Below are 15504 nucleotides of genomic sequence, written 5' to 3'. Positions count from 1 at the left end.
TACATCATGTCAGCAACCCCGACATCAGCAAGCCCGCAGCTTGCAGAGCCTTGGTACGCAGGCATGCGCGGCTTCCTCAAGGGCGAGGCCGATACCTGGCTGTTCGTGCTGCGCACGACCGTGGCGTTCTTCCTGACCGGTTGGTTGGCGATGCGCCTGCAGTTGCCGCAGCCGGGCACGGCAATGATGACCACGGTCATCGTCATGCACCGGCAAAGCGGCATGGTGCTGGCAAAGGCCTTTTACCGAGTACTTGGCACCTTTGTAGGTGCGGCCGGTGCGCTGTTGATCGTGGGCTTGTTTCCACAACAGCGCGAGCCGTTCCTGCTGCTGATGGCGCTGTGGATTGCCGGCTGTACTGCCGGGGCCACCTTGCATCGCAACTTCAAATCCTATGCCTTCGTGCTGGCAGGCTACACCGCGGCCATCGTCGCCTTGCCGGTGATCTCCACCCATCCGGGGCAGGTCTTCGATTCGGCGGTGGCACGCATCAGCGAAGTGCTGTTGGGCCTGCTGGTGACTGCGGTGATCAGTGACACGATGTTTCCAGTGCGCCTGCGCGACACCTTGCGTACAGCGGTGAACAATCAGTACGGGAATTTCCTGGGTTTCATGCGTGGCGCCCTGCTTGGCGAGGTGCCGCGTGAGCGCATGGAGCAGGCCCATCTACGTGTGGTGCGTGACGCTGTGGCGCTGGAGGATCTGCGCAGTTCGGTGATCTTCGAGGACGGTGAAGCGCGAGCGCGCAGTGCGCATCTACAGCGCTTCAACCAGCGTTTCATGGCGGCATCGACCAGCTTCCAGTCACTGCACCATCTGATCAATCGTCTGCTGCGTCAACCAGATCCAGCTGCCGGCCAGGCCTTGCAGACGTTGTACCAGCCGCTGGGTGCGGCCCTGCAGTCGAGCGAGCGGTCGCCCGCGCAGCTGGCCGAGCAGATCCACGAGGTGCGTAAAAGCCTGGCGGCGCGTGCTGCCCAATTGCGCAGAGAACTGAGCGGTGCTGCACCGGTAGAGGACTTCGATGTAGGTGCACAGTTGTTGCGGCGCTTCGTCAAGGAGCTTGAACAGTACGTGCATGCACGTCGGCAGCTGACTCTACAGGTGGCGCCGACCGAGGAAGATGCGCGTGCGCACTTCATCCGTGGCAATGATTATCTCGGTGCCGCGGTGGCGTTCACCCGCACTGCCATCACCATGCTGGTGCTGGGCGCGTTGTGGGCCGCCAGCGGTTGGGCGATGGCGGTGAATGTAATGCTTTTGGCGACCATATTCTCGGGCCTGTTTGCGACCATGCCCAATGCTGCGCAGATGACTGGCAAGGTGGCGTGGGGGTTTCTGGTCGGTGTGCTGGCGGCCTATTTCTGCGACTACATGGTGTTGACCCGGATGGAGGGTTTCACCCTGCTGGTCGCCGGCTTGTTGCCGTTCTTCGTGGTTGGCCCCTACATGACCAGCCGCCCCAAGCTTGCGGTATTCGGGTTGGGTTACACGATGGGCCTGGTCAACGTCCTGGCCATTGGTAGCGTGCATGTGTTCGATCCGGTGCGGTTTTTCAATGAGGGAACCTCACTGATAATCGGGATGGGGGCGGCGGTGCTGAGTTTCGCGCTGATACCGGCGTTGGTAGGCACGGCCTGGTTACGGCGGCGACAGATGGCCGGTCTGCGCGCGCAGGTAGGCATGGCTGCGCAGGCGCCGCTGCGGGGCCTGCAACATCGCTTTGAAAGCATCAGTAGCGACCTGTTGCACCAGATCGTCGCCCACACCGCTGCGGGTAGCGAGGAATCACGCGCCCAGCTGGCATGGGCCTTGGCGGTCAATGAGACTGGTCGTGCGGTGATCCATCTGCGCCAGGACGTCGCCCACGAGCCGGTGTCTACACAGCTGCATCAGCGTGTGGACGAGGTGGTGCTGGCGCTGTCTGGATTCTTTGCAGCGCCCAGTGCACAGGCATGGCAGCGCGCCGACCGTGTACTGACTGCTGCCATCGAGCTAGCCCGCAGCGAGGCCAAGGAGGGCGGGGTTGCAGCCCGCGTGCTGCTGCACCTGCGCTTGGTGCGCCTGGCCATGGTGGATGACAGCTCGGTGATGGCGACCTATATCACGTCACTTGAATCAAGCCAGGAGACCCCGCGTCATGCCCATTGAAATCGCGTTCGCGGGAACTCTGTTTCCCGGCCTGCTGTTGTTGTTCGCCGTGGTCTGCATCGTGCTGTGGGTATTGGACACGCTGGCCGGTCGTCGTGGCTGGTATCGCAATGTCTGGCACCCGGCCTTGTTCCGTACCGCGATCTTCATCTGCTTGTTTGGTGGCTTCGGCCTGCTGCTGTTCTGAGAACTTCCCATGACCCCCAAAGTCCAATCCATTCTTCGTTTCTCCATCACTGCGGTTGCAGTGGTGATTGCCGCCCTGATCGCGATGGCGATGTGGCGTCATTACATGTATTCGCCGTGGACCCGCGAAGGCCGCCTGCGTGCCGAAGTGGTGCGGGTAGCGCCGGATGTATCCGGGCCGGTGAGCGCGGTTGCGGTGCGCGACAACCAACTGGTGAAGCACGGTGATGTGCTGTACCAGATCGACCCGGCGCGCTACCTGAACGCCTTGAATCAGGCACGCGGCAATCTGGCTGCCGCGCAGGCATCAGCACGCGCAGCGGGTGCCAGCATCCAGGTTGCAGCAGCCGGTGCTGCGCAGCAAAGCGCCAACGCCAGTCGCTACGAGCAGCAGTACGAACGTCGTCAGCGCATCACTGGCAGTTTGATCTCCGAAGAAGCGCGTACCGATGCGCTTAGTGCCGCACAGGCTGCGCGTGCCGGTGTGGCGCAGGCGCAGGCCAGTCGCCAACAAGCCAATGCCTCGCAGCAGCAGGCATTGGCCGCGGTGGAGCAAGCGCAGGCGGCCTTGGATACGGCCGAGTTGAATCTCGAACGCACCCAGGTGCGTGCGCCGGTGGATGGCTATGTGACCAATTTGGAAGTGCGGCAGGGTGATTACGCCACAGCTGGTGCGGCCAAGCTGGCGGTGATCGATACCGATTCGTTCTGGGTCTACGGCTATTTCGAAGAGACCAAGCTGGCGCAGCTGCATGTGGGTGACGGTACGCGCGTGCAGCTGATGAGCGGGCAGGAGCTGCATGGGCATATCGAAAGCATTTCGCACGGCATCACCGACGCGGATAGTCCGACCGGCAGTGATCTGCTTGCGAATGTAAATCCAACCTACAACTGGGTGCGCTTGGCGCAGCGGATTCCGGTGCGGATCAAGTTGGATGCGGGTTCGCTTGCGAAGGGTGTTGTGTTGGCCAATGGCATGACCGCTACGGTGATTGTGGAGCGTGGGCGGTAGGGATTGGGCAGGGGCTTTATGCTGACCGGAAGCTGGAAACACAAAGCAGAAGCACGAAGCCAGAAGCCAGAAGCGCAAGGCCCCCTCATCCGCCCTCCGGGCACCTTCTCCCGCAAGCGGGAGAAGGGACTGCTGGCTTTTGCTTGCGCTGATGGCTCGCCGCGCAATGCGTGAGCACAAGCAATGCGTCAGAGCCCCGCAGCACCGGCATGCTCCCTTCTCCCGCGTGCGGGAGAAGGTGCCCGAAGGGCGGATGAGGGGAGCTCTTGATCTGGTTGCACGAAGCAAAAGAAAACGCCCGGCAAAGCCGGGCGTTTTCTTTCCATCAAAACCAGCGACCGCTTACTTGGCTGCAGCACCGGTGGTTAAACCACGCTTCTCCAGCAGCGGCTCGATCTGCGGCTCATGGCCGGCGAAGTTGCGGAACAGCTCCATCGCATCGACGCTGCCGCCCTTGGACAGCAGGGTCTTGCGGAAGTGGTCGCCGTTGGCGCGCGACAGGCCACCATTCTCGCGGAACCACTTCTGGGTGTTGGCATCCAGTACTTCCGACCAGATGTAGGCGTAGTAGCCAGCCGAGTAGCCGCCCATGATGTGGCTGAAGTACGGGGTCTTGTAACGCGGCGGGACCGGCGCGTAATAGATGCCGTCCTTGACCAGCGCTTCATGCTCGAACTTCATCACGTCCTTCGGTGCCGGGATCTGGCCAACACCGATCTGGTGCCAGTTCTGGTCCAGCATCGCGGCGCCCAGGTATTCGGTGGTGGCAAAGCCCTGGTTGAACTTGGACGCAGCAATCACCTTGTCCAGCAGCGCCTGCGGCATCGCCGAACCGTTCTGGTAGTGCTTGGCGTAGTTGGCCAGGATGGTCGGCTCGTCGGACCACATCTCGTTCACCTGCGAGGGGAACTCGACGAAGTCACGCGGCACCGCGGTGCCGGCGAAGTACGGGTACTTCACGTCCGAGAACATGCCGTGCAGCGCATGGCCGAACTCGTGGAAGGTGGTGGTCACTTCGTCCCAGGTCAGCAGGGTCGGCTTGCCGGCCGGCGGCTTGGGGATGTTGAGGTGGTTGGCAACCACCGGCTTGTCGCCGGTCAGGCCCGACTGCGACACATAGGCATTCATCCATGCACCGCCACGCTTGGATTCGCGTGCATACGGATCGAAGATGAAGATGGCCAGCTGGCTGCCATCGGCATCGAACACGTCATAGACGGTGACGTCGTCGTGGTAGACCGGCAGGTCGGTGCGCTGCTTGAAGCTCAGGCCGAATTCCTTGCCGGCGGCGAAGAACACGCCGTTCTCCAGCACGTTCTTCAGCTCGAAGTAGGGCTTGAGCTGCGATTCGTCGAAGTTGTACTTGGCCTGGCGCACCTTCTCGCTGTAGAAGGCCCAGTCCCACGGCTGCAGTTCGAACGTCGGCTTGCCGGCGGCCTTCTGCTCGCTGTCGATCATCGCCTGCAGGTCAGCTGCTTCGCGCTTGGCGTTGGTGACGGCGGCCGGAGCCAGCTGGCCCAGCATCGCGTTGACTGCTTCCGGGGTCTTGGCGGTCTGGTTGCCCAGCGAATAAGTAGCGAAGTTCGGGAAGCCCATCAGTGCGGCCTTCTCGGCGCGCAGGGTCATGATGCGCGACACCAGTGCGGTGTTGTCGTACTCGCCACCCTTGCTGCCACGCGAGACCGAGGCTTCGTAGATCTTCTGGCGCAGTTCGCGGTTGGCCAGGTTGGTCAGCGGCGGCTGGCCGGTGGTGTTGAGCAGGGCGATGACGTACTTGCCATCCAGCTTGCGGGCCTTGGCGGCTTCGGCAGCGGCAGCGATCTGCTCGGCCGACAGGCCGTCCAGCTGCTTGACGTCATCAACCACGATGAAGGAAGCGTTGACCTCGGCCAGCACGTTCTGGCTGAACTTGGTGCCCAGGTTGGCCAGCTCGGCGTTCATCGCCTTGAGCTTGGCCTTGTCGGCGTCGCCCAGCTTGGCACCGGCGCGGACGAAGTTGTCGCGGTACTTCTCGACCAGACGCAGGCTCTCAGCATCCAGGCCCAGCTTGGCGCGGTTGTTGTACAGGGTCTCGATGCGAGCGAACAACTTGCCGTTGAGGTTGATGGCGTCGCTGTGCGCGGCGAACTTGGCCGAGTAGTCGCCCTGCAGCTTCTTGCGTGCGTCGTTGGTGTCGGCGCCGATCAGCGAGAAGAACACAGTGGTGGCGCGGTCGAGCACGGCGCCGCTGTTTTCCAGCGCGATCAGGGTGTTTTCAAAGGTGGGCGCGGCCGGGTTGTTGGCGATCGCTTCCACTTCCTGCAGCTGCTGCGCCATGCCGGCGTCGAAAGCAGGCGCGAAGTCGGCGTCCTTGATCTTGTCGAACTGCGGGTAGTGCAGCGGCAGCGGGCTCTCAGCGAAGAACGGATTGGCCTGCTGGGCCGACTGGGTGGTCGCAGCGGTTGCGGCCTGGCTGTAAGCCGGCAGGGCAAGACCCAGGGTCGCGGCAAGGGCGAGGGCGAGACGGGTGTTCAAGGCGGAAACTCCGGTAAAAAAGACTGATCTTTCAGGGTACCTGCAGGCGCGCCCGCATGGGTGTGTCGAATGGCATGGTTGCGCTGAAAGGCCACATCTTGCATGCCGTTGACGCCGTGATGGCGTACGCTGACGCTTCTGTCAGGAGTCGCGCCATGCCCAATGCCTTTGATTTCGAGCTGACCGCGCTGGACGGCCGTCCGCTGCCGCTGGCTGCGTTTGACGGCAAGGCGTTGCTGATCGTCAATACCGCTTCCAAGTGCGGTTTCACCCCGCAGTACGAAGGGCTGGAGCAGCTGTGGCAGCAGTTGGGCCCGCAGGGGCTGGTGGTGCTGGGTTGCCCCTGCGACCAGTTCGGCCATCAGGAGCCGGGCGATGCGGCCGCCATCCAGGATTTCTGCAGCATCAATTACGGCGTCAGCTTCCCGTTGTCGGCCAAGCTCAAGGTCAACGGTGCCGACGCTGATCCGCTATGGCAGTGGCTGCAGCGGCAGAAGCGCGGCGCGCTTGGCATTGCCGCGATCAAATGGAATTTCAGCAAATTCCTGATTGGCCGCAACGGCCAGGTCATTGCCCGCTATGCACCAACTGCGCGCCCGGAGGCGCTGGAAGCCGATATCCGGGCAGCGCTGGGCTGAAGAATGGTGTCGGGATCAGTTTGAGTTGAGAAGCGGGCCTTGCTTGGTGAGGTTTCCGGGCGGCGAGTCATGGGCGCACCGTCACCGGTGCTGCGTTTACCGGGACTGTTCGTGGGTCATGCCAGATCCTGGCGCCGGCAGTTCGCTGCTGGAAGAAGTCGCGGCACTTACCATCTCCGCTGCCTGACAAATCGCCGTTGGGGAAGCAGATTCGCTGCCCATTTCGCTCGTACAACTCACTCGGATAGTCACAGCAGCGCCCCATGGGTACGAAGTACACCGTGCGCCGACCGTACTGATAGCGCCAGATCGAGCCGGGACTCGCGCTGGGCGCGGCTGACTCAAATTGTTTGATCAGTGCGCTGACGAAAGGCGGAGGGTCTTCCGCAAAGCAGGTGTTGGTAGCGGATAAACCAAGCAAGATCAGAAATAGTCGCGGATTCATGCTCGTACCCCAGCTGACAGATGGACGATCTCAAATCGCGCACAAGGCATTTGGCTTGTTGCTGAGGTGTCAAAGAGTGCCCGGCGCTGATTGGCGCCGGGCGATGGTAATTAGACCGGATCAGTCTCCGCTTCGTCCAACAGGTCCTTCTGTTGCAGCTGCACCTTGGTTGGGTCGCCATGTTCGGCCATGGCCCGTTGCAGGGCGCGGCGGGTGGCGGCGGTGACCAGTGACTGCAGGTCCCGGCCCGAGCTGCCTTCGGTAGCGGCCGCCAGAGTGCCCAGCACCTCGTCCACGGCAAAATCCAGCGGCTTGCCGGCCAGCTGCAGGCGCAGGATTGCCGCGCGTGCGTCCACATCGGGCAGGCCGATCTGGATCTTGCGCTCCAACCGCGACAGCAGGGCGCTGTCGATGGCGTCCAGGTGGTTGCTGGCGGCAAGCAGGAATACCTGTCCTTGCTTGGTGCTGATGCCGTCCAGTTCCTGCAGCAACTGGGCGACGATCTCGGCGTTCAACTTGTCCGAGTTGCCGCTGCCACGCGGCGGGGCGATGGTGTCGATCTCATCGAGGAAGACGATGCACGGTGCCTGTGCACGGGCTTTCTCGAACAGCTGCTTGACCCGCGCGCCGCCGTCGCCGAGGAACTGGCCCTTGATCTCCGCCGACGAGGCAGCGATGAAGGACAGCCCGGACTGGCTGGCCAGTACGCGTGCGATCTGGGTCTTGCCGGTGCCGGGTGGGCCGTACAGCAGGATGCCGCGTGGCACCGGGATGTTCATCCGCGCCAATTCCTCGGCGTGCAGCAGTTCCTTGCCGAGGCTTTCGAACTCGGCACGGGTGCTCGCTGGCACGATCACATCGTCCCAGCCCAGAGTCTGCACCGAGGTGGAGCTCTTGCCGCGCAGGCGTGCGATGGCAGCGCTGAAGTCGCTTTGCGCAGGGCGCCCGGCCGGGTGGGTGGAGACCACGCTGGTGATCAGGGTGGACAGGTCGCGGCCGGACATGCCGGCGGTTTCGCGCACCAATGCTTCGGTTACCGGCAATGCCAGCTGGGCCTTGCCGAACTCGGCCAGCAGGATGCGCTCGCGCGCCTCGGCATTGGGCGCGGCCAGCTCGATGGAGACGGTGAAGCGCGATAGCACCGCATCATCGATCAACTCCTGGCGATTGGTGGCACCAATCACCAGCACGTTGCCGCTGCCCTGGTTGAAACCATCCCATTCGGCGATGAAGGTCTGCACCAGTTCGTTGCCGAAATTGTCGGTGTCGCGGCTGCCGCGGCGGGCGAAGGCGCTTTCGCATTCGTCCACGAACAGGATGGTTGGGCCCTTGCTGCGCGCGTCTTCCCAGATCTTCTTGACCTTGGGACCGGTGTGGCCGATGTGTTCGCCTTTCAGATCGGCGATGGTCACGGCGACGAAGTTGCAGTCCACGTGCTCGGCCAGCTTGCGCGCGATCAGGGTTTTACCTGTGCCGGGTGGTCCCCACAGCAACATGCCCTTGGGCAGCGGCGGGGTGCCGGCAGCAAAGCGGTCCACCAGTTTGATCACCTGCTCCAGGGTCTGCTCCGGGATGGCGACGTCCTTCCAGTTGGCTTCCAGCTTGTCCAGCGAGGCCAGCCGGGTCAGCAGCGACTGCTGCAGTTGCAACTCACGCTCATAGGGCGCGCTCAGTGCCTGCAGGTCGAGGATGGGCTGGGCCAGCGGCGTCAGCATCGGTGCCAGCTCGGCAGCGAGCGGGCTCCAGGTGTTGAAGTGCTCGTCGACGTCGGCGCGCACCCGCACAAAACCAGCGGGGTGGCCGTTGATCGGCAGGCGTATGAAGAAGTCCGGATCTTTATCGGTGGCGATATCGGTGTTCATGCCGACCATCACCGCATTGGAGTTGTCGTGCTTGTCACCGAGTTGCCATTTGTTGCCCATCTTTTCCACCGAAGGTGCAGGCGCGCGGACGACGGGGTAGGGGTGGCTTCGGCCATCGTCGTGCTTCTTGCCGAAGGCGTGCAGCTGCAGCTGACGCTTGCCCAGTGCATCGATCGAGGCCAAGCCGGCTGCGGCATTGCGCTTGGATACACGGTAGCGGCCCAGCCAGACCAACGCTGCGTACAGCACCAAACCCGGCGGTATGAAGACGAACAACAGGAACAGCAGGCTGACCGGGAAGGGCAGGCTCTGCGACAGCTGGCCACAGAAATTGCGCACCGGCCCGTACAGCACCAGGCTGCCGAGCAGTAGCAACCAGGCCACGGTGCGGATACCGCCGGTGCCCAAGGTGGCGCGCAGACTCAGTGCTGGGCCCCAGCTGCCTTTGCGGCCTTGTTGCAGGGTAGTGCGGCGCGCCTGCGCCAGACCCTCTTCGAACACTGGGCGCATCGTCTGCGCTGCCTGGCATGCGGCGGGGTAGGCAGCGCCCATCGCCTGCTTTGCGGTCTCGGTACGTTGCTGGCATTGCGCCAGCTCGTCGAGCAGCACGCTGCGCTGGTTGTCGATGAAGCTGCTGCGGGAACTACTTGAAACCATGAATCCTTTCCCCTGAACTGAAAACGGCCGGATCAGTGCGATCCGGCCGTTACGCTACGCCATCAGGGTCAGGGTTCATAGCGGCCAATGGTCGGTAAAACCCCTACAGGTCTTACTTCTCGACGAAGGCGCGCTCGAACACATAGTGGCCCGGGGTACCGATGCGCGTGGAGACCTCAAAGCCACGCGCGTCCAGCACGGTGCGCAGGTCGGCCAGCATCTGCGGACTGCCGCAGATCATGAAGCGGTCGTTGGCCGGGTCCAGCTGCGGCAAGCCGAGTGCCTCCTGCATCTGGCCGCTTTCCATCAGCGAGGTCAGGCGGCCCTGGTTGGGGAAAGGCTCGCGGGTGACGGCCGGGTAATACAGCAGCTTGTCGCGGACGATATCGCCGAGGATCTCGTCGTTCGGCAGCTCCTGCTCGAAGTACTCGCGGTAGGCGAGGTCCTTCTCGTAGCGCACGCCGTGGCAGACGATCACCTTGTCGAAGCGCTCGTAGGTTTCCGGGTCCTTGACCACGCTCAACCACGGCGCCAGGCCGGTACCGGTGCCCAACAGATAGAGGTTCTTGCCCGGGTGCAGATCGCTGATCAGCAGGGTGCCGGTGGGCTTCTTGCCGACCAATACCTTGTCGCCGGGCTTGAGGTGCTGCAGACGCGAGGTCAGCGCACCTTCCTGCACCTTGATGCTGAAGAAGTGCAGTTGCTCTTCCCAGTTGGCACTGGCGATGGAATAGGCACGCAACACCGGGCGGGCGCCTTCGTTTTCGTTTTCCAGCCCGATCATCACGAACTGGCCATTCTCGAAGCGGAAGCCGCTGTCACGGGTGGTGGAGAAGCTGAAGTAGGCGTCCGTCCAATGACGGACTTCAAGCACCGTTTCGGCGCCAAAAGCGGAAGACATGCCGTGATTCGTAGATTGGAGACTCGACTATTCTAGCCGATTTCCATTAGATGGGAATGAATCTCATTTGACCGAGGTGTCGTATTTGGGGGGGGGGGGGGGGGGTGGGGGGGGGGGGGGGGGGGGGTCGTGCCTGCCGCGCCCGCCCCCCCGGCCCCCCCCCCCCCCCACTACGCTCCCTCCCTTTGGCCGCAGGCCAAGGGAAGGGCTGGGGAGGGGGGGCTTTTTGCTGGGAAAGCCCCTGCCGAGCATGGCTCGGCACTACAGTTGCTTACCTATATCCCGCTGCCTGCAGCTCGAACAGCTCCGCATAGCGGCCGCCTTCGATCATCAGCTCTTCGTGGGTGCCGCTGGCTTCAATGCGGCCGTCAGCCAGCACCAGAATACGATCGGCCATGCGTACCGACGAGAAACGATGCGAGATCAGCACGGCAGTGCGGTTGTCCGAGAGCTCCTTGAAACGCTGGAATACCTCGAACTCGGCACGCGCATCCAGTGCGGCAGTCGGTTCGTCGAGGATCATCACCTGCGCATCGCGCATATAGGCGCGGGCGATGGCGATCTTCTGCCACTGGCCCCCGGACAGGTCCACACCAGTCTTGAAGCGACGGCCGATCAGCTGCTCATAACCATTGGGTAGTGCGTCGATGACTTCATCGGCCAGGGCGCGCCGCGCTGCATTCTGGATGCGTTCCTTGTCGTACATAGACTCGACCAGGCCGACCCCGATGTTCTCGCCAGCGGACAGGTGATAACGCACGAAGTCCTGGAAGATCACGCCCATGTTGGCGCGCAGGTCGTCGAGGTCGTAGTCGCGCAGGTCGCGGCCATCGAGCAGGATGCGGCCTTCGTCCGGGTCGTACAGGCGTGCCAGCAGCTTGACCAGGGTGGTCTTGCCGGCGCCGTTCTCGCCAACTAGTGCAATAACTTCGCCAGCCTGCAGATGGAAACTCAGATTGCGTACCGCCCAGCGCTCGGCATCGGGGTAACGGAAACCGACGTTGTCGAACACGAAGCCTTCGCGGATCGGCCGCGGTATGGCGATGGCATCCGGACGCGAGCGGATCTCCGGCTCGATGGCATAGAACGAGAACAGGTCATCCAGGTACAGCGCCTGCCCGGCGACCTGCGAGAAGCCGGTGAGCAGACCTTCCAGCAATTGGCGCAGGCGCAGGAAGCTGCCGGACAGGAAGGTCAGGTCGCCGATGCTGAAGTCACCGCGGATGGTTCGCCAGGCGATATAGCCATAGGCGGCGTAATAGCCCAAGGTGCCCAACGCGGCCAGCAGCGTGCCCCAGATCGCACGCTTGCGGGCCAGCGCACGGTTGGCCTTGTAGAAGCGCTCGGCCAGGAGCTTGTAGCGGTCGATCAGGAAACGGTTGAGGTTGAATATCTTCACCTCCTTGGCCGTTTCCACGCTGGCGCCGACCTGACGCAGGTAGTCGAGCTGGCGGCGCTCGGGCGTCCAGCTGAAGTTGAGCGAATAGCCCAGCGTGTTGAAGTGCGACTCGCCGATGAAGGCCGGGATCAAGGCAATCGCCAACAGCACGATCAGCCACGGTGCGTAGACGATCAACCCTGCGGCAAAGCTGATGACGGTGATGGTGTCCTGCACCTGGCCGAACAGCTGACTCATCAGGCTCATGCGGCCCATGGTCTGGCGGCGGGCGCGGTCCAGTTTGTCCTGCAGGTCGGGGTCTTCGAAGTCCTCCAGATCGAGTTCAGCGGCGTGCTCCATCAACCGCACACTGGTGGCGTTGGTGAACAGCTCGGAGAGCAGCGAATCGGCGTAGTTGATGAGCCGGCCAAGCAGATCAGAGCCAATCGCGATGGCCAGTTCCAGCAACAGCAGCTCAAGCAAGGTATTGAGGTGGCCGCTGGAGAACGCCTCGCCCAGCGGCGGCATCGGACCGGCGCCAGCAAGCCGCACCGCTTCATCGATGATCAGCTTGCCCACGTACAGCATCACCACCGGCATCAGTGCGCGGATCAGGCGCAGGCCGAGGCTGGTGATGGTCAGCCAGCGGCTGGTCTGCCACACCTGCCGCAGGAATGGAGGCAGGTTGCGCATGGCGTCCACGCGCTCGCGGAAGCTGGGTTTCTTGGCGGGAGCTGGCTCGGGGTGTGGCATGGATGACTCAAGCGGCGAAATGCGGGTTCAGGTTACCTGCAAATGCGCTGGCCCCGGTGTATTGGCGTACTCAACCGTCCTTGCCCAGATCGATATCGCCCATCTGCGCGTCATCGCGGCCGTCGGGGTTGTCGCGCACTGCTTCGCCGGGCACGCCGAAGGAACGCTTGCCGCTGTCTACATGAAGGTGGCTGGTCACTTTGCGCACGCCTTCAATGGCAGCGACAACGGTCTCGACCTTGTGCTTGACCTCGGCGCTGGGAACATCGCCGGACAAGGTCACCTGGCCATCCTTGACCTGAGCCAGTACCTGCGACGTCTGGGCCTGCTGGCCGAGGGTACGGACGACTTCATCGCCGATCAGGGTATCGGAGCGTTCTGCGGACATGGTTAGGTCCTGTTGAAGCGGGACTCTCAAGATCGCCGATGCAGTGTGAGTTTGGCGTTACCGGGGGCTTGGCTTCGCTCCCTCCCTTTGCCGAAGGCAAGGGGAGGGCCGGGGAGGGGTGCTATGGCTTTGGCTTGTGCTCCTGCTTGTGCCGTCATTCCCGCGAAGGCGGGAATCGCTCTTGCACTGCTTCTATCCCGGCAATGGGCGGGGACTCGCAGGAAAGTGCAACGGCAACGGCAACGGCAAATTCAAATGCAGGAGCGATTCCCGCCTTCGCGGGAATGACGGCATAAGAGCGGGAGGCAAAAGGCAAAAGGCAGGCGCCAACCGCCAGTCCTCTACCTCAACTGCGTGGCCCTTCCGGCGGAGGCGGTTCAGACGACTGCAGTGCCACCGGTAGATGCCAACCAAAATGCATCGCCATCATCCGCAAGCCAAAACATAGTCCGGCACCAACCAGCGCACAAGGCAATGGCGGCAACCCCAGCCAATAGCCCACCGCAACCACGGCAGCACCGGCCAGGGCAGCAACTGCATACAACTCGGCCTGCAATACCAGCGGCACCTGCGCCAGCAACACATCACGGGCAATGCCGCCGCCAATGCCGGTCAACATGCCCAGCGCAGCCGCCATCGGCGGATCAATGCCATAGGCCAGCGCCTTCTGCGTGCCGGCCACGGCAAACAGAGCCAACCCCATCGCATCGAACATCCGCACCGGGTACTGCATGCGCTCGATCAGTGGCGCCCAGAAGAAGGTGACGATGCCTGCGGCCAAGGTGATCGCCGGGTAGCGCCAATCGCTGATTGCCGCCACCGGGGTAGCGCCGATCAGTAGGTCGCGGGTGATGCCGCCGGCCAGTGCCGCCGCGAAAGACAGCACCAGCACGCCGAAGATATCCAGCCGCCGACGCACCCCCATGGTCGCCCCGGACAGGGCGAAGACGAAGGTGCCGATAAGGTCGAGGATCAGTACAAGGGTTCCCATGCGCCGTATTGTGCGGTGTGGCGCGGGCTGCGGCCATCAGTCCGGTCTCGGAGTGCTGGCCTTCAACTGCCGGGTTGCTCAGGGCAACGGCGGCAGCAGGCTGGCACCGAGTCGGTTCCAGGCGTTAATCACCGCCACGGCCATGCTCAGGTCGCTGATGCCCTTGTCATCGAAATGCGGCCTCAATGCGTCGAAAGCAGCCTGCGAAGGCGCGCCGTCCGGCAGGCGGGTCATGGCCTCGGCCCAGCCTAGGGCAGCGCGCTCGCGCTCATCGAAGAAGCGGCTCTCGTGCCATGCTGGCAGCGTGTCGAGCTTGCGCGGCTCGATGCCGGCCTTGCGCAGGGCGGTGGCGTGCATGTCCATGCAATAGCCGCAGCCATTGATCTGCGATACGCGCAGGAACAACAGTTCCTGCAGTTCCTGCTCGATCGAGCTGTCATGCACGGCCTTGCTGGTGGCCAGTAGGCCCTTGAAGGCGTCGGCGGCCAGACGGGTATAGGGCACGCGGGGGAAGGTGGTTGCGGACATCAGGTTTCTCCAGGCGGCCACCACGGCCGTCTTTCGTTACAAGGACGCACCAGCGGGGTTGCTCGTGACAAGCGCTGGCAATTTTTCTGGATTGAGCACGCTGTACAGCGCTGCGATGCGTCCATCCACCACTTCGATGGTGGTGAATGAAGCAAGTTTTCCTCTGGCGAAGCGCAGGATCGCCGGCTCGCCGTTGACGTAGCCAAGCTGCGCGGGCAGCGCGGCGCCACGACGGGCGATAGCCCAGTACAGGCGACCGATACGTTCGGCGCCAAGCAAGGGGCGAACGGTGGCGGTAACCAGCCCGCCGCCATCGGAGACCGCAGTGGCGTTGGCATGCAGCAGGGCCTGGATGGTGCTGCTGTCGCCGCGTTGCGCCGCTTCCATGAAGCGCTGCAGCAGCTGCCGGTGCTGCGCCGGCTCAGGCTGGAAGCGCGCCGCGCCAGCCTGCAAGCGCTGCTTGGCGCGGCGTACCAGTTGCCGGCAATTGGCCTCGCTGTGACCGATCAAGCTCCCGATCTGGCGGTAATCATGGTCGAAGGCCTCCTTCAGTACGAAGGCGGCGCGTTCGTCCGGGCTCAGTTGTTCCAACAAGGTCAGGAAAGCGAAGGAGACTTCGTTGGCGACGGCATGGATCTGCGCTGGGTCCGCTCCGGTGTCTGGTGTCAGTTCGACCTGCAAAGGTTCTGGCAGCCATGGGCCTACATAGCGCTGGCGCTCCCGCTTGGCCGCGCGCAGGCGGTCCAGGCTGAGCCGGGTGGTGGCGGTGACCAGCCAGGCCTCAGCGTCACGGATGTCGCTGGTGTCGCTGCCAGCCCAGCGCAGCCAGGCGTCCTGCAGCACGTCCTCGGCGTCCGCGCGACTGCCCAGCATGCGATAGGCCAGGGCCAGCAGGCGCGGGCGATGGGTATGGAAGATGGTTTCGGTGTTCATACGGGCAGGACGACGCAGGGCGGGCTGGCGTGACAGCGTCACTTTGCCTGAACAAGACCCGGCTGTTGTAGGAGCGGGGGGTGGGCCCCAGCCGGAAAAAAATTGGGGTGGAGGCGGTGTGGGGGGGGGGGGGCGCGCCCAAAAAAACCACCCCCCCCCCCCCGCCC

Annotated in this window: 13 protein-coding genes; 4 read left to right on the top strand and 9 right to left on the bottom strand. The window is 63.3% G+C overall.

The window, feature by feature from the left end; genetic code table 11:
* Positions 1-6 precede the first annotated feature (6 nt).
* From ACVOMB_RS15010 to ACVOMB_RS15000, 3 genes are read left to right on the top strand one after another with little or no spacing between them, the layout of a single operon-like run.
* Positions 7-2151, top strand: coding sequence for an FUSC family protein (locus tag ACVOMB_RS15010; protein ID WP_481531910.1), 2145 nt, complete (start codon positions 7-9; stop codon positions 2149-2151).
* On the top strand, positions 2141-2338 hold the full coding sequence (locus ACVOMB_RS15005; protein ID WP_481531909.1) for a DUF1656 domain-containing protein: 198 nt from the start codon (positions 2141-2143) through the stop codon (positions 2336-2338). The genes ACVOMB_RS15010 and ACVOMB_RS15005 overlap by 11 nt, the downstream gene beginning before the upstream one ends.
* Positions 2339-2347: 9 nt before the next feature.
* Positions 2348-3349: an HlyD family secretion protein gene (locus ACVOMB_RS15000; RefSeq protein ID WP_481531908.1), complete on the top strand. Its 1002-nt coding sequence runs from the start codon at positions 2348-2350 to the stop codon at positions 3347-3349.
* A 342-nt stretch (positions 3350-3691) separates the two neighbouring features.
* Here the strand turns inward: ACVOMB_RS15000 and ACVOMB_RS14995 are convergent, their stop codons facing one another.
* Positions 3692-5863 carry a M3 family metallopeptidase gene (locus tag ACVOMB_RS14995; protein ID WP_481531907.1) on the bottom strand — a complete coding sequence of 724 codons (2172 nt, stop codon included), beginning with the start codon at positions 5861-5863 and terminating at the stop codon, positions 3692-3694.
* Positions 5864-6018: 155 nt separating this feature from the next.
* On the opposite strand from ACVOMB_RS14995, the gene ACVOMB_RS14990 reads away from it, so the two are divergent.
* Positions 6019-6501 (top strand): glutathione peroxidase, encoded by a 483-nt coding sequence (locus ACVOMB_RS14990; RefSeq protein ID WP_481531906.1) that lies wholly within the window; start codon positions 6019-6021, stop codon positions 6499-6501.
* A gap of 67 nt (positions 6502-6568) precedes the next feature.
* On the opposite strand, the gene ACVOMB_RS14985 is transcribed toward ACVOMB_RS14990, so the two are convergent.
* The 8 genes from ACVOMB_RS14985 to ACVOMB_RS14950 form a co-directional block, all read right to left on the bottom strand.
* The gene (locus ACVOMB_RS14985) at positions 6569-6946 is read right to left on the bottom strand and encodes a DUF6970 domain-containing protein (protein WP_481531905.1); all 378 of its coding nucleotides are present in this window, start codon (positions 6944-6946) and stop codon (positions 6569-6571) included.
* Between the two features lie 110 nt (positions 6947-7056).
* Positions 7057-9465, bottom strand: a complete 2409-nt coding sequence (locus tag ACVOMB_RS14980) for an AAA family ATPase (RefSeq protein WP_481531904.1) — start codon at positions 9463-9465, stop codon at positions 7057-7059.
* A gap of 112 nt (positions 9466-9577) precedes the next feature.
* Entirely contained in the window at positions 9578-10366 is a 789-nt protein-coding gene (locus tag ACVOMB_RS14975) for a ferredoxin--NADP reductase (RefSeq protein ID WP_303746558.1), read from the bottom strand.
* Between the two features lie 271 nt (positions 10367-10637).
* Positions 10638-12497 carry an ABC transporter ATP-binding protein gene (locus tag ACVOMB_RS14970; protein WP_481531903.1) on the bottom strand — a complete coding sequence of 620 codons (1860 nt, stop codon included), beginning with the start codon at positions 12495-12497 and terminating at the stop codon, positions 10638-10640.
* Between the two features lie 70 nt (positions 12498-12567).
* Positions 12568-12885, bottom strand: coding sequence for a BON domain-containing protein (locus tag ACVOMB_RS14965; protein WP_481531902.1), 318 nt, complete (start codon positions 12883-12885; stop codon positions 12568-12570).
* 346 nt (positions 12886-13231) lie between these two features.
* Positions 13232-13876 (bottom strand): trimeric intracellular cation channel family protein, encoded by a 645-nt coding sequence (locus ACVOMB_RS14960; protein ID WP_062166083.1) that lies wholly within the window; start codon positions 13874-13876, stop codon positions 13232-13234.
* Between the two features lie 78 nt (positions 13877-13954).
* Entirely contained in the window at positions 13955-14404 is a 450-nt protein-coding gene (locus ACVOMB_RS14955; protein WP_481531901.1) for a carboxymuconolactone decarboxylase family protein, read from the bottom strand.
* Between the two features lie 36 nt (positions 14405-14440).
* Positions 14441-15337, bottom strand: coding sequence for an RNA polymerase sigma-70 factor (locus ACVOMB_RS14950; RefSeq protein ID WP_481531900.1), 897 nt, complete (start codon positions 15335-15337; stop codon positions 14441-14443).
* Positions 15338-15504: the final 167 nt, after the last annotated feature.

This window comes from Stenotrophomonas sp. STEN018 (assembly GCF_056760235.1).
Note: the sequence above shows the minus strand (reverse complement) of the source record. Positions and strands in the feature narration are given on the sequence as shown.